This is a genomic window from Sphingobium sp. D43FB, assembly GCF_002312805.1.
Lineage (GTDB): Bacteria > Pseudomonadota > Alphaproteobacteria > Sphingomonadales > Sphingomonadaceae > Sphingobium.
This window is the reverse complement of sequence record NZ_NMUA01000041.1, coordinates 1-18,740: the sequence shown is the minus strand read 5'-3', so window position 1 is coordinate 18,740 and position 18,740 is coordinate 1. Positions and strand designations below refer to the sequence as shown.

At 62.0% G+C, this 18,740-nt stretch carries 16 protein-coding genes and 2 pseudogenes; 10 read left to right on the top strand and 8 right to left on the bottom strand.

The genetic code is table 11. The annotated features are described in order from the left end of the window. The coding region (locus SxD43FB_RS20805; RefSeq protein ID WP_141249571.1) for a transposase domain-containing protein at positions 1-224 on the top strand (224 nt) is incomplete at its 5' end. Positions 225-554: 330 nt separating this feature from the next. Here SxD43FB_RS20805 and SxD43FB_RS20800 read toward each other — a convergent pair. The 3 genes from SxD43FB_RS20800 to SxD43FB_RS20790 are packed head-to-tail and all read right to left on the bottom strand — an operon-like array spanning position 555 to position 3,233. Continuing rightward, a complete protein-coding gene (locus SxD43FB_RS20800) occupies positions 555-1,256 on the bottom strand; it encodes a DsbA family protein (protein WP_176482877.1) in 702 nt (233 codons plus the stop codon). Further along, positions 1,243-2,583, bottom strand: coding sequence for an ATP-binding protein (locus SxD43FB_RS20795; protein ID WP_096063808.1), 1,341 nt, complete (start codon positions 2,581-2,583; stop codon positions 1,243-1,245). Before SxD43FB_RS20795 ends, SxD43FB_RS20800 begins: the two co-directional genes overlap by 14 nt. Beyond that, positions 2,580-3,233, bottom strand: a complete 654-nt coding sequence (locus SxD43FB_RS20790; protein WP_096063807.1) for a winged helix-turn-helix domain-containing protein — start codon at positions 3,231-3,233, stop codon at positions 2,580-2,582. Before SxD43FB_RS20790 ends, SxD43FB_RS20795 begins: the two co-directional genes overlap by 4 nt. An 85-nt stretch (positions 3,234-3,318) precedes the next feature. On the opposite strand from SxD43FB_RS20790, the gene SxD43FB_RS20785 reads away from it, so the two are divergent. The 6 genes from SxD43FB_RS20785 to SxD43FB_RS20760 all read left to right on the top strand — a co-directional run bounded on the left by SxD43FB_RS20785 (position 3,319) and on the right by SxD43FB_RS20760 (position 9,534). Beyond that, complete coding sequence (locus SxD43FB_RS20785; protein ID WP_096063806.1) at positions 3,319-4,116, top strand: TlpA disulfide reductase family protein; 798 nt, start codon at positions 3,319-3,321, stop codon at positions 4,114-4,116. Positions 4,117-4,184: 68 nt separating this feature from the next. Further along, positions 4,185-4,799, top strand: coding sequence for a DsbA family protein (locus SxD43FB_RS20780; protein ID WP_176482876.1), 615 nt, complete (start codon positions 4,185-4,187; stop codon positions 4,797-4,799). 65 nt (positions 4,800-4,864) lie between these two features. Beyond that, positions 4,865-6,985: a thioredoxin family protein gene (locus SxD43FB_RS20775; protein ID WP_255245841.1), complete on the top strand. Its 2,121-nt coding sequence runs from the start codon at positions 4,865-4,867 to the stop codon at positions 6,983-6,985. Next, positions 6,969-7,520 (top strand): DsrE family protein, encoded by a 552-nt coding sequence (locus SxD43FB_RS20770; protein ID WP_255245840.1) that lies wholly within the window; start codon positions 6,969-6,971, stop codon positions 7,518-7,520. Before SxD43FB_RS20775 ends, SxD43FB_RS20770 begins: the two co-directional genes overlap by 17 nt. 48 nt (positions 7,521-7,568) lie before the next feature. Then, positions 7,569-8,918, top strand: coding sequence for an MBL fold metallo-hydrolase (locus SxD43FB_RS20765; RefSeq protein ID WP_096063803.1), 1,350 nt, complete (start codon positions 7,569-7,571; stop codon positions 8,916-8,918). Then, the gene (locus SxD43FB_RS20760) at positions 8,911-9,534 is read left to right on the top strand and encodes a class I SAM-dependent methyltransferase (RefSeq protein WP_255245839.1); all 624 of its coding nucleotides are present in this window, start codon (positions 8,911-8,913) and stop codon (positions 9,532-9,534) included. The genes SxD43FB_RS20765 and SxD43FB_RS20760 overlap by 8 nt, the downstream gene beginning before the upstream one ends. 5 nt (positions 9,535-9,539) lie before the next feature. Here the strand turns inward: SxD43FB_RS20760 and SxD43FB_RS20755 are convergent, their stop codons facing one another. The 3 genes from SxD43FB_RS20755 to SxD43FB_RS20745 are packed head-to-tail and all read right to left on the bottom strand — an operon-like array spanning position 9,540 to position 15,286. Further along, the gene (locus SxD43FB_RS20755; protein WP_096063801.1) at positions 9,540-10,958 is read right to left on the bottom strand and encodes an efflux transporter outer membrane subunit; all 1,419 of its coding nucleotides are present in this window, start codon (positions 10,956-10,958) and stop codon (positions 9,540-9,542) included. Continuing rightward, positions 10,945-12,117 (bottom strand): efflux RND transporter periplasmic adaptor subunit, encoded by a 1,173-nt coding sequence (locus SxD43FB_RS20750; RefSeq protein WP_096063800.1) that lies wholly within the window; start codon positions 12,115-12,117, stop codon positions 10,945-10,947. Before SxD43FB_RS20750 ends, SxD43FB_RS20755 begins: the two co-directional genes overlap by 14 nt. After that, on the bottom strand, positions 12,110-15,286 hold the full coding sequence (locus SxD43FB_RS20745; protein WP_096063799.1) for an efflux RND transporter permease subunit: 3,177 nt from the start codon (positions 15,284-15,286) through the stop codon (positions 12,110-12,112). The genes SxD43FB_RS20750 and SxD43FB_RS20745 overlap by 8 nt, the downstream gene beginning before the upstream one ends. A 245-nt stretch (positions 15,287-15,531) precedes the next feature. Here SxD43FB_RS20745 and SxD43FB_RS20740 point away from each other — a divergent pair, with 245 nt between their 5' ends. Further along, complete coding sequence (locus tag SxD43FB_RS20740) at positions 15,532-16,824, top strand: FAD-dependent oxidoreductase (protein ID WP_096063798.1); 1,293 nt, start codon at positions 15,532-15,534, stop codon at positions 16,822-16,824. A gap of 6 nt (positions 16,825-16,830) precedes the next feature. Continuing rightward, on the top strand, positions 16,831-17,091 hold the full coding sequence (locus SxD43FB_RS20735; RefSeq protein WP_096063797.1) for a hypothetical protein: 261 nt from the start codon (positions 16,831-16,833) through the stop codon (positions 17,089-17,091). A gap of 24 nt (positions 17,092-17,115) precedes the next feature. Here the strand turns inward: SxD43FB_RS20735 and SxD43FB_RS20730 are convergent. After that, positions 17,116-18,287 (bottom strand): IS3 family transposase gene (locus tag SxD43FB_RS20730; RefSeq protein WP_096063796.1). Its coding sequence is split into 2 segments (ribosomal slippage): positions 17,116-18,035 and positions 18,035-18,287, totalling 1,173 coding nucleotides; the frame shifts between segments, so codons are not numbered across the junction. A 66-nt stretch (positions 18,288-18,353) separates the two neighbouring features. On the opposite strand from SxD43FB_RS20730, the pseudogene SxD43FB_RS20725 reads away from it, so the two are divergent. Next, positions 18,354-18,551 (top strand): annotated as a pseudogene (locus SxD43FB_RS20725) (IS21 family transposase); the annotation flags it as partial. Here SxD43FB_RS20725 and SxD43FB_RS20720 read toward each other — a convergent pair. Further along, positions 18,544-18,740, bottom strand: a pseudogene (locus SxD43FB_RS20720) (transposase); the annotation flags it as partial. The pseudogenes SxD43FB_RS20725 and SxD43FB_RS20720 overlap by 8 nt on opposite strands.

The following is an 18,740-nucleotide window of genomic DNA, read 5'->3' as shown; positions in this document are numbered from 1 at the left end:
GAAGGAAAGCCTGGCTGTTCGTGGGCTCAGACCGTGGCGGCCAGCGTGCGGCGATGATGTTCAGCCTGTTCGGCACGGCTCGGCTCAACGACGTCGATCCGCTCGCCTGGTTCACCGACGTCCTCGCACGGATCGCCGACATCCCACAGAACCGCCTTCACGAACTCCTCCCTTGGCATTGGAAAGCTGCTCAGCAGCAGGCCGCCGAAGAAATCGCCGCCTGAACCCCGGCACCGCGACAACTCGCGGCGGCTATCGGATGCGTACTGAGCAAGGAGCGGCCGGTCGACTTATGGCCAAAATCGGATAGCGATGGCAATACCTCGTGAAGTCGAGCGTCTAACGAACCGGCTTTCACAGACTTCCCGGCGGCCGACAGGGTGTTCTAGCCAAGTTGTCTGGAGCCCAGATACTACCAACAACGCTGCTTATCGATTGTCAGGGAAGCTCGCGGACGATTCCTATAGGCGAAATGACGCGCGTCCAGCGCGATATCGCGCTTCGCGAGACCACGAACGAATAGTGCAACGACCGTACCGTCGTTAGCCGGTCAGTCATTCAGCGACGCGAGCCATATGCCGAGCCTCGGCAAAGATAGCCAAAAATTCATCTTCAGTCTTACGGCCAATGGCAAGGAGGGTTTCGACGAGGAAAGCCGGCGTGCCGTGGATACCAAGACCGAAGGCAAGATTGGCGTCCTGATGCAAACGGTTTAGAAATGCCTGGCGCTGGTCTTTCAGATCCTTCGTGGCCTGTTCCCAATCCGCGCCGATATCGTTTGCGATATCGCGCAAAATTGCCTCGTTCAGCGGTATGTGCATTGCCATCGTACGGTCGTGATAGGCGGGATAAAGACTCTGTCGGTCCATCGCGAGGCCAACCAGGGCGGCACGCTCCGCCATTGGCCCGAAGAAAGCCAGATCGCGATACTCGATCCGCACGTCACCGTCATGCTTGACGGCGGATGCAAGAATGTGCGCGGTCACCTTGCAGATCGGACAGAGGAAATCATTAAACGCAACGATGGTCACTGAACCATCCGGGTTCCCAGCCGAGCGACTCGTCCGCTGGTCTGCGGCGGTTTGCGCTCTGCCATTTGAAGACATGTCTTGAGCCAAAGGCGCAGTCTCGCGAAGTACCCAGCTTCCGAGCCATCCCACTGCGGCACAGCCGCTCAGCATTGCAAAGTCGCGGCGGCTGAAGGCCTTTCGCGGGGCCGCATCTGTCTGATCGGGCGGAACGTCAGCTGGCACCATTGCTCGATATCCTGACGCGATGTGATGGAAAGCGCAGCACGGCGGCAAAGCCGGTATCATCTGGACGAAATTCCAGAACGCCCTGCGCGGGAGCGATTGCGGCCTCGACGATCGACAGGCCCAGCCCGGTGCCGCCTGACATGGCGCGAGGGCCGCGTTCGAACCTGCGACGCACACGCTCAACCTCCTCCGCCGCGATGCCCGCGCCACCATCGATCACACGCAGTTCCAATCCATGGTTTGCGGCACACTCGATCCGCACCGGGCCTTTGCTCCCATGGTGCAGAGCGTTCTCCACCAGGTTGCCCAGCGCAAGGCGAAGGGCTTCGGCGTCGATTGCCAGATCGACGTCGCGGAGTCCGCAGGCGGTGACGATCGACCGACTGCCCGTCGCGGCCAGATGTGCATAGTCGCTGGCGACACCGTTCACCACGTCACTCACGCGGGAGAAGCGGTTGGCCGGTTCAGCCTCTCGCCCCTCCTGCCGGGCCAGCTCCAGCAGCTGGCGTACCAGTCGACTGGTGCGCCCCACCGAGATAGCAATCCGCTCCAGGGCATGGTCGCGCATGGCCGGGTCAGTGGCGCGACGGGCCACTTCCGCCTGGGTTTTGAGTCCAGCCAGCGGGGTCTGGAGCTCGTGCGCGGCGTTGGCCACAAAGTCGCGCTCCGCCCGTCTGGCCCCCTCAAGTCTGGCGAGCAGATCGTCCATTGCCTGCACTAGAGGCCTCAGTTCTTCGGGCACGGGATCGACAGCGAGCGGCTCAAGGGTCTGTGGCGAACGCAGCTCGATTGCGCGGGCAATACGAGCGAGCGGTGAAAGACCGCTTCGGACACCAAACCAAAGTAGCAGTGCGAGCGCAACCAGTCCGACCGCTGCTGGCAACAGCAAACCCAGCATCAGATCGTTGACCAGATGCTGGCGGACCGCCAAGCTGTCGCCGACCATCACCCGGATGCCACGCGCTGCGTCGACATGTGTGTAGACGCGCCACTGTTCATCCCCGATCTGGCGACTGGAAAAGCCGGGTGCGCCGCCGGCCAACGGCGCATCGGGCGCTCCGGCTGACTGGCCGACCAAAGCGCCGTCCAACGACCAGATTTGGCAGGACAGCTGTCGGGAGTAAGGCGCCGGTGCCAGTCGCTGCGCCGGCCCGCTGGCGGGAACGTCGAGCGCAGCGACCATGCGCGCCGCCTCTACCAGCCGACCATCAAGCACCCGCTCCACTTCAGTCCTTGTGGAAAAACTCGTCCAGCCCGCCGCCCCCGCCCAGACCAGCATGGTCACGCCGAGGACGAGGACGAACAGGCGGATCCGCAAGGCGGTCATGATCGTGTCATCCGGTAACCCTCACCACGCACCGTTTCGATGCGGTTCCGGCCGAGTTTGGCACGGAGCTTGTGGATGTGGACTTCCACCGCGTTGCTTTCGATTTCCTCCTGCCAGCCGTAGATACGATCTTCCAACTGACTGCGCGACAGGACGTGCCCCGGGCGCTCGGCCAAAGCATGCAGGATCGCAAACTCCCGACGAGAGACGGAAATTTCCTCACCATCCAGAGCCACCGATCGACGGGCTTCGCTGATTGTCAGCGCGCCCAGTTCCAGATCTCCGCTTGCGCGTCCGCTGGCCCGACGCAGGATCGCGCGCAGACGGGCGGACAGTTCGGTAAGGTCAAAGGGCTTTCCTAGATAATCGTCTGCACCGCGATCAAGTCCCTCGACCCGATCCGTGATCATGTTGCGTGCCGTCAGCAGCAGAACTGGCGTCTCGACGCCGGCCCGCCGCCATTCAGCCAGCAAATCGAGACCGGACCCATCAGGCAGGCCGATATCGAGCACGACGCCGGCATGATCTCCAATCGCGGCGCGCGCGTCGGCAAGACAGGCAACTGCATCGACCTCGAACCCCTCAAGGCCGAGCCCCACCACGATACCGTCGCGCAGAATATCATCATCTTCGACAAGCAGAATCCGCATTTCTGCTCCTTTCCCTGCCCACCTTACCGCTGCCTTAAGCCGGATGCTAAGCCTGCCTTAAGAAAAGGCGGCAAGGAGAACCACAATGGATGGCGTCATACAGATCGGCCCACTTGCTATGGCTACAGACCGTTTGATCGCTGTTGCAGCGATCTGGGCGTTTCTGGCGATCGCGGGTGTGATTGCCGCGCGGCTGGATAGTGCGGCAATGCGTGCCGGATGGTTGTCCTTGCTGGCCGGACTAGTTGCAGCGCGCATCGGCTTTATTCTTGCCAATCTCGGCGCCTTTATCGCCGAACCCTGGACCATGCTTGCAATCTGGCAGGGCGGGTTCTCGGTCTGGGCAGGCACTGCGGCGGCGCTGATCGCCATCTTGGTTATGCTGGGGCGCAAACCTGCAGGCCTTGCGCTGATCGCCACGGTTGCAGGCCTTTTTGTACTTCATCTTGGTGCGGCCACCTTGATTGCACCGGATGTACGACCGATGCCGCGCCTGACGCTGACGGACCTTGATGGCAAACCGGTCGAGCTGGGCATTCCGGGACGACCTATGGTTATCAATCTGTGGGCCACCTGGTGTCCACCGTGCCGTCGCGAGATGCCTATGCTGATCGACGTGGCGCATAGCTCCAAAGTTCCGGTTCTGCTCGTCAATCAAGGCGAGGACGCTGCGGTCATCCGTGCGTTTCTTGCCAAGCAGGGCCTGGCCGACGGGGCAATCGTGACTGATCCGGGCGGCGGTTTGGGCAAGGCCGTCGCTTCGGTGGCGCTCCCAACGACCTTGTTCGTCAATGAGGCGGGCGAAATTGCCGACCTCCATGCCGGCGAGATATCCCGGGCGGCGCTGACCGCAGGGATGCGTAATCTGCAAAGGACTCAATGAGATGAAGAAACTAACAATAGCGGCTGGCATCGGCATGGCCGCGCTTATGGCCGGGGGTCTGGCGATTTTTGAGCGGTGAGGCCGACCCGGCGCAAGCTCGTCAGGCGTCGAGCGACACCTCCAGCGCAGATGCGCTGCGTATCCGCTCGCAAATCCAGAATGATCCTGTTGCCCCGGCCATCGCGCCGCAGGGGCACGATGTCACTGTCGTGGTGTTCGCCGACTATCAATGTCCCTTTTGCCGCAAGCTGCACCCGTCGCTCGAAGCTCTTGTGATCCAAGACCCCAAGGTGAAACTGGTCTTTCGTGACTGGCCGGTCTTCGGCGCTGCGTCCACCGAGGCCGCGCGGGCAGCCATCGCCTCCAATTGGCAAGGCAAGCATGCCGCGTTCAACGATGCGCTGATGACCACGACAGGCAAGCTGACATCGGACAGTATTCGCGCCGCAGCAGACAAAGCGGGGGTGGACTGGGCGAAACTGCAGGCTGACCTTACCGCGCACAAGGCCGAGATCGACGGTGTGCTGGATCGCAATAGCAGATACGCCGCAATGCTGGGGCTTCAAGGCACCCCCGGCATGCTGATCGGCCCCTATCTCATCCCCGGGGGCATTGATCTGGGCGGGTTGCGTGAGGCGGTGTCACTCGCGCGGCGCGGCCCGAACGGAACTGCATCACAATGAAGGCGTCGGCCAGGACGATGATGGGTCGACTACGGCGTCTTGCGATAAGGGCTTTCGTACTTTTCGTGGCCGCTTTGCTTGGTTTGATCGCCGGACCGGTCGCCGCTCAGGGCACGGCAAATATCGATGCGTCGTTGCTGGCCGAATCCAGTTCCCCAAAGCCCGGCACGACAACGCGCATCGCTATACGCATGGTGCCACGCACTGGCTGGCATGGCTATTGGTTCAATCCGGGTGACAGCGGGCTCTCGGTGGAGGCGAACTGGACCGCGCCGGACGGCGTGACCATCGGAGAGCTGCGCCATCCTGCACCAGCCCTGCTCGAGCTCGCCGGGCTGGCAAGCTATGTTCACAAAGGCGCTTTTACGCTCCTGACGGAGCTGAACCTGGATGGCGATATTGCTCCGGGCACGGCCATCCCGCTGCGCGCCAACCTCTCATGGCTTGCCTGCTCGGACACCTTGTGCGTCCCCGAACGCACCACGCTCGATCTGCGGCTGACAGCGGGCGATGGAAAAATCAATGCAACTGCGGTGCCGGTTTTCCGGGCCGCCGAGGCGGCACTGCCTGTCGACGGCAGGTTTAAGGTTGTGGTGGGGCGTCAGGGTGAAGACTGGCGCTTCGACATTGAAGGCGATTCCAATCTCGACGCGTCCACTTTGCGCCTGTTTCTCGCACAGGATGGCTGGTTCGCAGCATCGGCGCCGCAGACCGTCGTGCGCCGGGGGAATGGATGGCGCGTGACTGTCGCCGCATCCGACGATGCTGCGCCAGCGCCTTCAGATTTTCGCGGCGTGTTTGCGGATAGTAAACGCAGCTTCGCGCTGATGGCTTCGGGTGCTCGTGAAACCCCCAGGGCCGATGCGCCTGTAGCACAGTCGGCGCCAGCCTCCGCAGCGGCCGCTCCCCCCGCCGCTGCCGAGAAGCCCACTCCAGCGCAGGGCTCTAAGCGTGCCGCGCCGGCCGACACACGCGCGTTCAGGATTGCACTGACCGGTGCGATCCTTGGCGGGCTGCTGCTCAACCTGATGCCTTGCGTGTTCCCGATCCTGTCGCTCAAGGCGCTCAGCCTCGCTCGATCGGGCGCTGACCGGCACACTGCGAAAGTGGAAGGACTTGCCTATTTTGCCGGGAGTGTCGCGACGACCACGGCGCTGGGCGCGATTTTGGTGGGCGCCCGCGCGATGGGCCATGACATTGGCTGGTCTTTCCAGCTTCAGGATCCCAGGATGATCCTGCTGCTGATGCTTTTGTCTCTGGCGATCGCGCTCAATCTGGCTGGTCTGTTCGAAGTGAGTAGTCCCTCTCTTTCCGGCAATTGGATGACGAAGAAAGGCGGTCTTGGCGCATTTGGCACCGGTGCGCTCGCTGCGCTGATCGCGACCCCCTGTAGTGGCCCCTTCATGGGCGTCGCGCTGGGTGCGGCACTGGTTCTGCCGGTGCCTGCTTCGCTGGCGGTCTTTGCAGGCCTGGGTCTTGGGATGGCGCTCCCTTTCTTGTTGATCGCCTTCTTGCCCCGGCTTCAACACTGGCTGCCGAAACCCGGCGCGTGGATGGCGACCTTCCGCCGCATTCTTGCCATTCCGATGCTGCTGACGGCAATCGGGCTTGCCTGGGTTCTGGGGCGGCAAAGCGGCGTCGATGGGCTGGCGATGGGCTTGCTGATCGCCGCTCTGGCCGCACTAGGATTATGGTGGGTGGGCTTACGGCAAAGTGGGGGGCGCTCCGCCATGATCGGACTGGCACCGGTGATGGCGGCGCTGCTGGTCGCGATCGCGGTAGAACTGCCGCGCCCGGTCGCCGCGACGGCTCCGGCAAATAGCGGCCCACAAGTGTTCAGTGAAGCGCGCTTTGCTGAGTTGCGCGCGCAGAACGTACCGGTCTTTGTCGATTTCACAGCGGACTGGTGCCTCGTCTGCCAAGTCAACAAGCGAGTGGCGATCGACCGGGCAGACACGCAAGCGGCATTCGCGAAGGCAGGTGTGACGATGCTCGTTGCCGACTGGACGCAGGGCGATCCAGAGATCACGCGCTTCCTGGCCAGCCGCGGCCGCAATTCGATCCCTTACTATCTCTTCGCGCCGCCAAAACGCCCGGTTCGGGAGCTGCCGCAGATGCTAAGCAGCGAGATGCTGATCGGGCTAGCCAATGAGTCGGAAGGAAACACAGATGATGAGCATTTATAACAAATTACTCTTTCTCGGGGGCACCGCCGCATTGGTGGTTTGTGTACCTGCATCCGCTCAGGTTGCGAGGCACCCGGCGGTCGCGGACTATGGCGCGATTGCGCCCATGGCGGAGGTCGCCAACCGTCCCGCCGCGACGGATGATATGCGTGCTTTGTTCGAAATCACCGGCGAGGCGCGCGGGCCAAAAGGGGTCAACCGCAGTCTTGACAGGGTCGCGCGCTATCTCAATCTGCTCGCATCGAGCGGGGTGTCCACCAGACCGGGTGACATCAAGATCATCATCCACGGGCCAGCCACACCGCTGATTCTGCGTGACGAAGCCTTTCAAAAGAAGTTCAATTCCGCCAACCCCAACACGCCGCTAATTGCCGCACTCGTGAGGGCTGGCGTTGAAATCCATGTCTGTGGCCAAGCGACCGCTGGACAGGGCATTGCGCGGGAAGACATAAATCCGGCAGTCACTCTCGATCTTTCCGCAATGACCACGCTGGTCCTTCTGCAACGCCAGGGCTGGCCCCTCGTTACGGATTGACAATAGCAATCGTCGCCGCGTCAAACACCATACAAGAAGGAAAGAACTATGCTGCTGGAAAAGATCAAGACGCCGGGCCTTTCCCACCTGTCCTATCTGGTGGGCTCGGGCGGGCAGGCAGCCGTGATCGATCCACGCCGTGACTGCGCCATCTACCTGGAGAAGGCGCGTGAAGCAGGGCTTGAGATCACGCATATCTTCGAGACTCATCGTAACGAAGATCTTGTTTCTGGCGCGCCAGTTCTCGCTGGCATGACGGGGGCAAAGGTGCTGCATGGGCCGAACCCGGAACGGCCCATCGTCTATGCGACAACGGCGCGCGACGGTGATTGTTTTGCCATCGGCCAACTGGAAATCCGGGCCATGGAAACACCCGGCCATACCGATGACCATCTGGCCTATGTGCTGTTTGATACAGCCTATCCAGACAAGGCAGTTGGCGTGTTCACTGGTGACGCAATGTTCGTCGGCGATGTCGGCCGCACCGATTTTTATCCCGACCGGCGCGAGGAAGTGGCAGGGATACTGTTCGATTCCCTCCGCAAGCTGTTGGCGCTCGGCGATCAGGCCATCATCTACCCGGCGCACGGTGCCGGCTCGGTCTGCGGATCAGGCATGGCCGATCGCGAGTTCTCTACCATCGGCCATGAGCGGCTGAACAATCCGCGCCTCCAGATCACGGATCGCGAGGAATTCATTCGATTGAAAGTGAACGAGAACCACTATCAACCGCCCTATTTCCGGCTGATGGAGCGGCTGAATGTGGACGGGGGCAGTGCGCCGCCGGCTGTGATGCGCCCCCGCCGCCTTTCGCTCGCGCAGTTAAGGGACCGCAAAGCGGATCACCTAGTCGATATCCGCGAGCCCATGGCCTATGCCTCGGGCCATCTGCCCGGCGCAATGAGCCTGCCGGTGGATATGATTTCCGCCTTTGCTGGCTGGTTCATCCGCGAAGGGGACAGCGTCGCCCTGATCGCTTCAGATGAAGATCAACTGGCCGCCGCGCTGGAACATCTGGTCCGGATCGCGCTGGATAATGTGGTGGGTGGCTATGTCGGCATAGTGCCTGCTGCGGCAAAAGGCGTAACGATGCAGCAGACACCCATGATCGACACAGACGAAGTCGAAAACCGTTTAGGTGGTGCTGAAGGGTGGACGTTGCTGGATGTGCGCGATGCAGACGAACGGGCCAAATCTGCCATCGACGGATCACAACATATCTATGTTGGCCAGCTCAATGATCGTTGGCAGGAACTGGACAAGAATCGCCATTACACCCTGATGTGCGCCAGCGGCATGCGCGCGACGGTCGCCGCAGGGTGGCTGGCCAGCCGCGGTTTTGAGAAGCTCGACATCTATCTTGGTTCGATGGGAGCATGGAAGGCAGCGCATGACTGATCGGATGGATTCAGCCGCATTCTGGGACAGCCGCTTCGCTTCGGAAGATTATGTCTTCGGAACGGAGCCAAATGCATTTTTGCGCCGCGAAGCGGTGCGTTTGCCGCAAGGCGGGCGGGTGCTGGCCGTGGCCGATGGGGAAGGGCGCAATGGGGTCTATCTGGCCGAACAGGGGCTGGACGTTACCGCGACAGACATATCCGCCGCTGGGATCGCGAAGGCGCGCAGGCTGGCGCAACAGCGCGGCGTTTCCTTGACGCTGGAGCAGGTCGATCTGGCCGCCTACGACTGGCCAGAGGCTGCATTTGACGCGGTCGCGGCGATCTTCGTGCAATTTGCCGATCCCATATTGCGGACCAACATGTTCGCCGGGTTTGCCAGAACTTTGCGGCCCGGTGGCATTCTTCTGCTGGAGGGCTATCGCCCGGAACAGCTGGAATATGGCACCGGCGGGCCGAAAGTGGAGGACAACCTCTATAGCGAAAGCATGCTGCGCGAAGCCTTTGCCGGGTGGGATATTGTTTCCCTGCAAAGTTACGATGCGGATATTCGCGAAGGCAGCGGCCACGGCGGCATGTCCGCCCTGATCGATCTGGTGGCGCGGCGGCGCGGGTAATCGCATCAGCGGAGTGCTGGGGCGGCCCCGTCCTGCGCTCCGCCCCCCAGCGCTCGAACGAGCGTGATCGCCGCCCGCCTTCGCGCCGTCTGCACAGTGATGAAGGCCTGTTGCGCCGCCAGCGCGGCAGTTTGTGCAGTGACGACTTCCAGATAGTCCGCCGCGCCATCGCGATAACGGTCCAACGCCAGTTCTTCCCCGCGCGCCGCGGCCTGCGCGGCCCGCTGCCGGTCGGCTTCCTCGGCCGCCAGCGCCGCATTGCTGGCCAGCGAATCCTCTACCTCCTGGAAGGCATTCAGCACTGTTTCGCGGTAATTGGCGGCGAGGATGTTATATTCCGCCTCGCTGACGGCAACCCGCGCCCGCTGCCGCCCGCCATCAAACAGGTTGAGCACCGCCGACAATGGTCCCAGCGCCCAATATCCGGTTGGGGCGCTGACAAGGGGCGCACCACTGGCCTGAAAACCACCAGCCAGAGCTAGGTCGATGCGAGGGAACCGGGCCGCTTTCGCCACGCCGATGCGGGCATTGGCAGCGATCAGTCGCCGCTGCGCCCCGGCAATGTCAGGTCGCCGTTCGAGCAGGGTGGATGGCAGGCCCGGCGCAATGGCGGGCAAAGCCGCAATGCTATCGGCTGGGGTAATGGCAAATTGCCCAGGCATCATGCCAATCAGTGTCGCGATGCGGTTCTCCAGCGTCGCCCGGCGCGCCGCGATCTGCCGGAACAGCGCCTGAGCATTGGCCAGTTGCGTCTGCGACCGACTGCGATCCACGCCCGATGCGATGCCGCCTTCATGGCGGATGCGGATCAGTGCGTCTGACGCTTCGTAAGCGTCCACGGTACGGCGCAGCAGGGCACCTTCCCGGTCAAGTCCACGCAACTGGAAATAGGCATCTGCCAGCGCGCCATGAAGGCTGAGGCGGACGGAGGCGAGACTGGCCGCTTCGACTCCCGCGTCCGCTTCGCTAGCCCTGACGCTGTCGCGGACCCGGCCCCACAGGTCGATTTCATAGTTCAGCGCACCGCCCAGGATATACTGGTCCGCCGTTACCGGAACGCCGGGACCGATGGGCCGTCCAGCGGAAAGCCGTTCGCGCGAAATGGCCGTGCGGGCATCCAGCGTGGGGACAAGATCCGACCCCGCAAGGCGCGCCTCCGCCCGCGCGCGGTCAAGCCGGGCTACTGCTGCGGCAAGGCTTGGGCTGCCCTCGTCCGCCCGCGCGATCAGGTCGTCCAGTACAGGGTCGTCGAAATCACGCCACCATTGCCCTCGCGGCTGCCGGTCCGCCGGCGCGGCATCCTGCCACCGTGCGCCATATTTGTAACTTTCCGCCACCGGCGTGGCCGGAATATTGAGTGGCGGCGCCATGGAACAGCCCGCCATCAACAGCAGGGCGGGCGCGGCCAGGTTAATCCTGCGCATTGGCAGTACCTTTCCCCCGGTTGCGAACAATGCGGACCCGATCCCCTTGCGCCAGCGCTTCTGGAGGAGTGGCGATCACGCGGGCCTGCGGGGTCAGGCCGGATGCGATCTGCACACTAGCGCCATCGTCCCGTCCGATCATAACCGGGCGCATCGTCACGCGCCCTTCGCGATCGACTAGCCCCACCATCGTTCCCTTCGGTGTCACAATCAGCGCGCTGGCGGGCAGCGTTACGGCGGTGCCTGCCGCCATCGGGATGGCCACTTCAGCGTAGCCGCCCGGCTTCAGCCGCTGGCCAGTATTGTTCACCTCGAACTCGGCCAGTATCGTGCCCGATGCCCGGTCCACCGCACCTGCCGTCCGCACCAGTGCGGCGTCGAAACTATCGCCCGGATATTCCGGTACGGTCAGACTGGCCACCACACCCCGCGTCAGCTGTCCTGACAAGGCCTGGGGCACACGGACGCGCAGGCGCAGTCGGCGGTCATCTGCAATGGTGAACAGGGGGCTGGCCGCGCCGTTTCCCGCATTCACCAGGGCGCCTATTTCCGCGTTGCGGCTGGTCACCCGGCCTGCAAAAGGTGCCACAACGCGGGTGAAGCCGAGCGTGGCGCGCAAGCGTTCGACATTGGCACGGGCGGAACTGGCAAGGGCTCTTGCCGCCGCTAGACGCCCGCTCTTTTCATCGGTTTCCTGTTGCGATACCGCGTCCTTCGCCCGCAGCGCGTCCCAACGTACGGCCGTAGTTTGCGCCAGTCCCCGGTTGGCTTCCGCCGTGCGCAGGTCCGCTTGCGCCTGTGCCAGTTGTTGTTCCACCTCCGGCGCGTCCAGCACGGCCAGAACCTGCCCCGCACGCACATGATCGCCAATATCGACCAGTCGCTGCGCCACATAGCCGCTGGCGCGGGCATGGATGGCGGCTTCGTTATCTGGTTCCAACATGCCGGGCAGACGAATGGCGCCTGCTTCTGCCGGTTGTGGGTGCACGACATTGACGGTCGGCAAGGCATTGGCGCGGGCGAATTCCGCTTGTTCGGTATGATCCGCATTGCGGGCGACGATGCCGCCACCCACCAGCAGCGCTACGCCAACAGCTGCCGCCGCACCATAAAGGCGGCCCTTTCGCGATGAAGTCCGTGATGGGGTGGGATCAGACATGGCTCGGTTCCAGTTCGATAGTGCGGGTTTTCGGGGCGCCCTTGCGGTGGGCCAGCGCGAACAGCGCGGGCACCAGCACCAGCGTAGCGATTGTAGCAAACGCCAAACCGCCGATCACCGCACGGCCCAGCGGCGCGTTCTGTTCCGCCCCTTCGCCCAGGGCCAGCGCCATGGGCGACATGCCGATGATCATTACCAGCGCGGTCATCAGCACCGGGCGCAGGCGCACCATGCCCGCTTCCAATGCGGCGGTTGCAGCATTGCCCGTTTCCGCCAGCCTTTCGCGCGCGAAACTGACGACGAGGATGGCATTGGCAGTGGATACGCCCATTGCCATGATCGCGCCGATCAGTGCCGGTACGGACAAGGTGGTGCCGGTCAGGAACAGCATCCACGCAATGCCTGCCAATGCGGCGGGCAACGCGCCGATGATTACAAGCGGATCGATCCAGTTCTGGAAGTTCACCACGATCACCAGATAGATCAGCACGATCGCCGCGATCAGGCCGAATGCGAGGCCGGTGAAGGCTATGTTCATCGTTTCATATTGGCCGCGCAGGGTGACGGTGGACGCTTTCGGCCGATCCTTTTCTAGCGTGGCGATGGCGGCGTTCACATCGCTCGCAACGGCACCCAGATCACGCCCTTGTGTGGTGGCATAGATGTTGATCACCGGCTGAATGTCATATTTGCTGACGACGGACAGGGTGTTACTGCGCGTAATCTGCCCAAGACCGCCCAATGTCTGCGATGCGGCATTGGCACCGCCCGCCACCGGCAGTGCGGCCAGTTCGGCCACGGAGCTTACGTCCCGTTCCGGCAATTGCGCCACCACTGGGTAAGACACGCCGTTTTCAGGATTGAGGTAGAATACGGGCGCGCTTTGCGCCGTACCGGCAAGCGCGGTGCCGAGGCTGGCCGTCACATCTCGCTGGCTGAGGCCATATTGCGCGATGCGTGCCCGGTCGACATCGACATTCAACTGCGGATAGCGGGTCGATTGCTGAATACGCGCATCGGCCAGTCCCGGGATCTGCCGCAGACGCTTCAGCAGCTTTTGCGCATATTGCTGATTTTCAGGTATGTTTCGTCCACGTATCTGAATATCGATCGGCGCTGGCGATCCAAAGTTCAGGATCTGGCTGGTCATGTCCGCCGGCAGAAAGGCGAAATCCACGCCTGGAAAGCTGAGTGGCAGCTGGTGGCGCAGTTCACGCACATATTCGTCCGTATCCCCGTGGCCCTCCGCCAGAGTGATCAGAATATCCCCTTCATTGGTACCGACCGAGCCGGAATTGGCATAGATATTATTCAGCGGCGCCAGCGAGATGCCGATGTTATCGACTATCGTTTCGATTTCCGCATCGGGGATTACGCGGCGGATCTGCCGCTGCACCTGCGCGAAAGTGGCGGAGCTTTGTTCGATCCGCGTGCCGGCAGGCGTCCGCACGTGCAGGGCGATCTGGCCGGAATCTACCGCCGGGAAAAAGTCGCGCCCCAGCAGCGGCACCAGTGCCAGCGACAGTACCATGACCCCCAGAAAGACCATGGCAAAGCCGCGCCGTACGTCCAGCACGCGGCCCAGCAACTGGCCGTAGCGCGCGCGCATCCGTTCAAAGCGCTGGTCGAACCCGCGCTGAAAACGAACGAATATATTGCGCGTCGGGCGGGTCTTCGCTCCTTCATCATGCGGGTGCAGCAGGAACATCGCCATGGTCGGCACCAGCGTGCGGGCGAGGATGAAGGACGTGAGCAAGGCGAATATCACCGCCAGCGCCAGCGGCACGAACAGGAAGCCCGCAATGCCGGGCAGAAAGAACATCGGCACGAAAACGATGCAGATGCTCAGCAATGCGACAAGCGCTGGCTTCACGATCTGCGCCGCGCCATCCATGATGGCGGCGATCACGCCCTTGCCTTGTTCCAGATGCCAGTTGATGTTTTCGATCGTGACAGTGGCATCGTCCACCAGAATGCCGATCGCCAGCACCAGCCCGCTCAGCGTCATCAGGTTCAGCGTGTGGCCCACCGCGCCCAGACCGGCAATGGAACCCAGGATCGCCAGAGGAATGGCAGTGACGATGATGATTGTCGATCGCCATGATCCAAGGAACAGCAGGATCATCAGCGAGGTCAGCAGCGCGGCCAGCGCGCCTTCCATCACCACGGAAGATACCGCCGCCTTCACCAGTTCTGACTGATCGCCGATGGCCGTCACTTTCAATGCGCCGGGCAGACCAGCCAGCACCAGCGGCAGGCGCTTCTTGATCCCGTCCACGATGGCGAGAGTGGATGCGCTGCCGCTTTTCAACACGGTCATCAGTGCGGATCGCTGGCCGTCGACATGAACAACATTGACCTGAGGGGCGGACCCGTCGCGTACCTGTGCGACATCGCGCATCAGAATGGTGGCGCCATCCACCATCTTTACCGGCAGATTGTTCAGTTGATCGACGGATTCAGGGGCATTGTTCAGGCGGATATTATATTGCAGATCGCCGATCTTGGCGAAGCCGACCGGGCTGATCTGTGTCTGCGCGGCCAGCGCCTCCGCCACGTCCTGCGCCGAAAGCCCGCGTGCCTGCAGCGCGGCGGGATCGACGTCGATCTGCATCTGCCGCTGCTTCCCGCCCGATGGAAACGGCATGGCGACGCCCGGCACGGTGACCATTTGCGGTCTGATCTGGTTCAGGCCCAGATCGAACAACTGCTGTTCGCTCAACCCCTCTCCGGACAGCGCCAGTTGCAGGATCGGCACGGTGGAAGCATCGTAATTGACGATCATCGGCGGAGTGATGCCGGGCGGCAACTGGCGCAGAACGGTTTGCGAAATGGAGGTGACCTGCGCCGTGGCGGTGCGGATATCCACGCCCGGCTGGAAATAGATCTTCACCACGGCCACCCCGTTCAGGGACTGGCTTTCGATACGTTGGATATCGTTGACCGCACTGGTCAGCACCCGTTCGTACGGTGTAACGATGCGCCCGGCCATATCCTGCGGGGACAGACCGGTATAGGTCCAGGCTGTCGCAATCACTGGCACCCCGATGCGCGGAAAAATATCCACCGGCATGCGCAGGATAGAGAGCACCCCAATGCCGAAGATCATCACGGCCATCACGATGAATGTGAGCGGTTTTGTCAGTGCCGTGCGTACCAGCGCGATCATCGTTCGCCGCGCCCTGATGAATTGGTCATGGTTGTGAGCCTCCCGTCGGGGAGGTCAGAAGCGGCGCTACCTTAAGGCAGGCTTATGCCAGGGCGATAATTTTGCTGCCGCGCCGCGCGAATCTTGTCGCATCGACGAGTGGTAAGGATGCCTTAAGGTGCGTGGTTATCCTGCGAAGTTGGAACGCGCGCGCGACTGTTCGTTTTACTTTCGTATCGCCGCCCGCGACAGCCTAGGAGATTGCTATGCCACAATATGATGGTCGCCCCCATGTCCTGATTCTTGGCGGCAATTTTGCCGGGTTGGCCTGCGCACAGAAGGTGCGGCAATATGTGGGGGACAAGGCGCGCATCACCGTGATCGATCGCAAAAGCTATCTGCTGTTCATCCCCAACATTCCGGCTGACGTGTTCGAAGATCGCAACCCTGCGCTGCACCAGCGGATGGATCTGGTGCCCATTCTGGCAAAGGATGACATCGATTTTATCCATGGCGAAATCACTGCCGTCGACATTGCAGCGCGCAGTGTAACCTTCCGTCCCGCCGAACGGGGCGGTGCGGAAGATCATGTCGAACATTATGATTACGTCATCTTTGCACTGGGTGCCCGGCTTGCTTTTGACCGGATCGAGGGTTTCGCTGAACACGGCCACACCGTCAGCGACCTGTATCACGGAGAAAAGCTGCGCCGCTATCTCAATACCCGCTATGCCGGCGGTCCGATCGCAATCGGATCGGCAAGGTTCCACCAAGGGGACGGAGCGGACGGTCTGGAACCCTATGCCGGCGGATCGATCCCCCGGGCGCTTGCAGCCTGTGAAGGGCCTCCCGTCGAGATCATGATGTCGATGGCGACCTGGCTCAAGGATCGGAAACTTGGCGGCCCCGAAAACGTCACTGTCTTTACGCCAGCCCCCATGATCGCGGAAGACGCAGGCGAGGATGTCGTCAAACAACTCCTGACACTCGCGACCAAGATGGGCTTCAACTACTGGAACAATACGAAGGACATCACACGGCTGACGGCCGATGCGATCGAGTTTGCCGATGGCCGCACCCTGCCGGCAGAGGTGAAGATCATTTTCCCCGACTGGGTAGCGCACGACTTTGTCAAAGGCCTGCCTGTCAGCGATTCCGAAGGGTTCATCAAAACTGACCTGCTGATGCGCAACCCTGATCACCCCGAAGTGTTTGCCTGTGGTGATTGCGCCGCTGTTACGGTGCCCAAATTGGGCGCCATCGGACATCAGCAATCAGACATTATCGGCCTTCAAGTTGGTAAGATCTTCGGGGCCGTGGACGCGGAAAAGGCTGACGTTCCGCTAAAGCCCGAGGTGCTGTGCATCGGCGATATGGGCGATGGAAAGGCGTTCTGGATACATTCCAACAGCTGGTTCGGCGGTGACCGAGAAATTCTGAAGATGGGGCGCGTGCCCTATTTCCTGAAAATGCGATATCGCGACATGTTCTTCGCCGCCGATGGCAAAGTGCCCGCATGGGGACTGGATGCCGCAGAGCTGATCGCGGAAGGGCTTTGAGCCACCATGACAAACCTGACCATTCTGCAACTCAATGATCTGCACGGCTATGTGGAGCCCCATTCCGAACTGCAGCGCGATGCGCATGGCGATTTCCAGTTCGCGCAGATGGGTGGACTGGCGCGGATCAAGACTCTTTTCGATCAGGCACGGCAGGAAAATCCTGGCGGAGTGATCGCGCTGGATAATGGCGACACGTTCCACGGCACCCATTTCGCAGTGCAGGATCGGGCACGGGCGATGGTGCCACTAATCAACGTGACCTGACCCCCAGCTTTCCCCCAGCTGGGATTAGAGCCGGGCGGTTGTTTTGCGCATAAGCGCGGTTGAAGCAATGGGCTGCGTAGCGGAGCCCGTAGGGCGTAGCGAAGCAGGCCATTGCTTATCCAGTTCAGCGGCGAACGCCGCCGGTGTTGCGTAACCGAGAGACGAGTGTGGTCGCTCCCGATTGTAGTCTTCGACCCAGGCCGCGATCTCGACACGGGCATGGGCCATGCTCAAGAACAGCGTCTCGTTGAGCAGTTCGTCGCGCATGCGGCCATTGAAGCTCTCGACATAGCCATTCTGCATCGGCCTTCCGGGCGCGATGTAATGCCACTCCACGCCGACCTCGCCGCACCATGCCAGCACAGCGTTGCTGGTGAGCTCGGTGCCATTGTCGCTGACGATCATGCCTGGCTTGCCGCGCTGTTCGATCAGTGCGGTCAGCTCGCGAACGACACGGCGACCAGAGATCGAGGTGTCCGGCACCGCTGCCAGGCACTCCCGGGTCACGTCATCGACCACGTTGAGCACCCGGAACCGTCTTCCCGAAGCCATCTGGTCGTGAACAAAGTCCAGGCTCCAGCGCTGGTTCGGCAGCGCCAGAACCGGAGCAGGTGCCCTTGTGCCAACAGCACGCCTGCGGCTTCGTCGTCGCCTCACTGCCAGCCCTTCTTCCTTGTAGAGCCTCTGGGTCTTCTTGCGGTTGATCATGATCCCCTCCCGGCGCAGCAGGATATGCAGACGGCGATAGCCGAACCGGCGACGCTGGTTGGCCAGCTCGCGCAGCTTCTCGCGAAGCTCGGCATCATCGTCCCGGGTGGAACGGTAACGCACGCTTTTGCGATCAGCATCGATAACACGGCACGCCCGCCGCTCGCTCATCCCGTGGCACACCTGGAGATGAGCAACAGCTTCCCGCTGCGCGGCGGGCGTCAGAACTTTTTTGCCAGAAGATCCTTCAGAGCAGCCTTGTCCAGCATCGCATCGGCCAGCAGCCGCTTGAGCTTGGCGTTCTCGCTCTCGAGCTCCTTCAGTCGGCGGGCATCGGACACTTCCATCCCGCCATACTTCGACTTCCAGTTGTAGATCGTCGCTTCAGATACACCGTGCCGACGGGCAAGGTCAGCGGTCTTGGCTCCCGCCTCCGCTTCCTTCAGCACCCCGATAATCTGCTCTTCTGAAAACCTCGTACGCTTCATCGTCTGTCCTTCCTTCAAGGCCAGACTCTAATCGCTCGTGGAGGAAAATTAGGGGGTCACGTCACCCATACCAAGCTTTCCCACAGTCGGGCGTTCATCACGCGAGCCTACCTGCTTCAAACCCACGAGATGTTGTTCGACGCGTTGACACAGGCTTTCCGGGTGCTGGGCGGCGTGCCTCAGCGTGGAATATTCGACAATATGAAGACGGCTGTAGACCGGATCGGCCAGGGTAAAGTCCGACAGGTCAATGCGCGGTTCGCTTGACGATCTCGACAGTCCATTTGCCGATACGCCGGAGCGCTTCCCTGAGCTTGTCGCCAGCGTAGCCGCCATCGGCAAAGACATGGCGCAGCCATGGAAAGCGGTGGATGATTTCACGCAGGACCAGCGGCGCGCCGTCGCGGTCCTGAATGTCGGCGGTATGGATCACCGCATGAACCAAATGGCCCT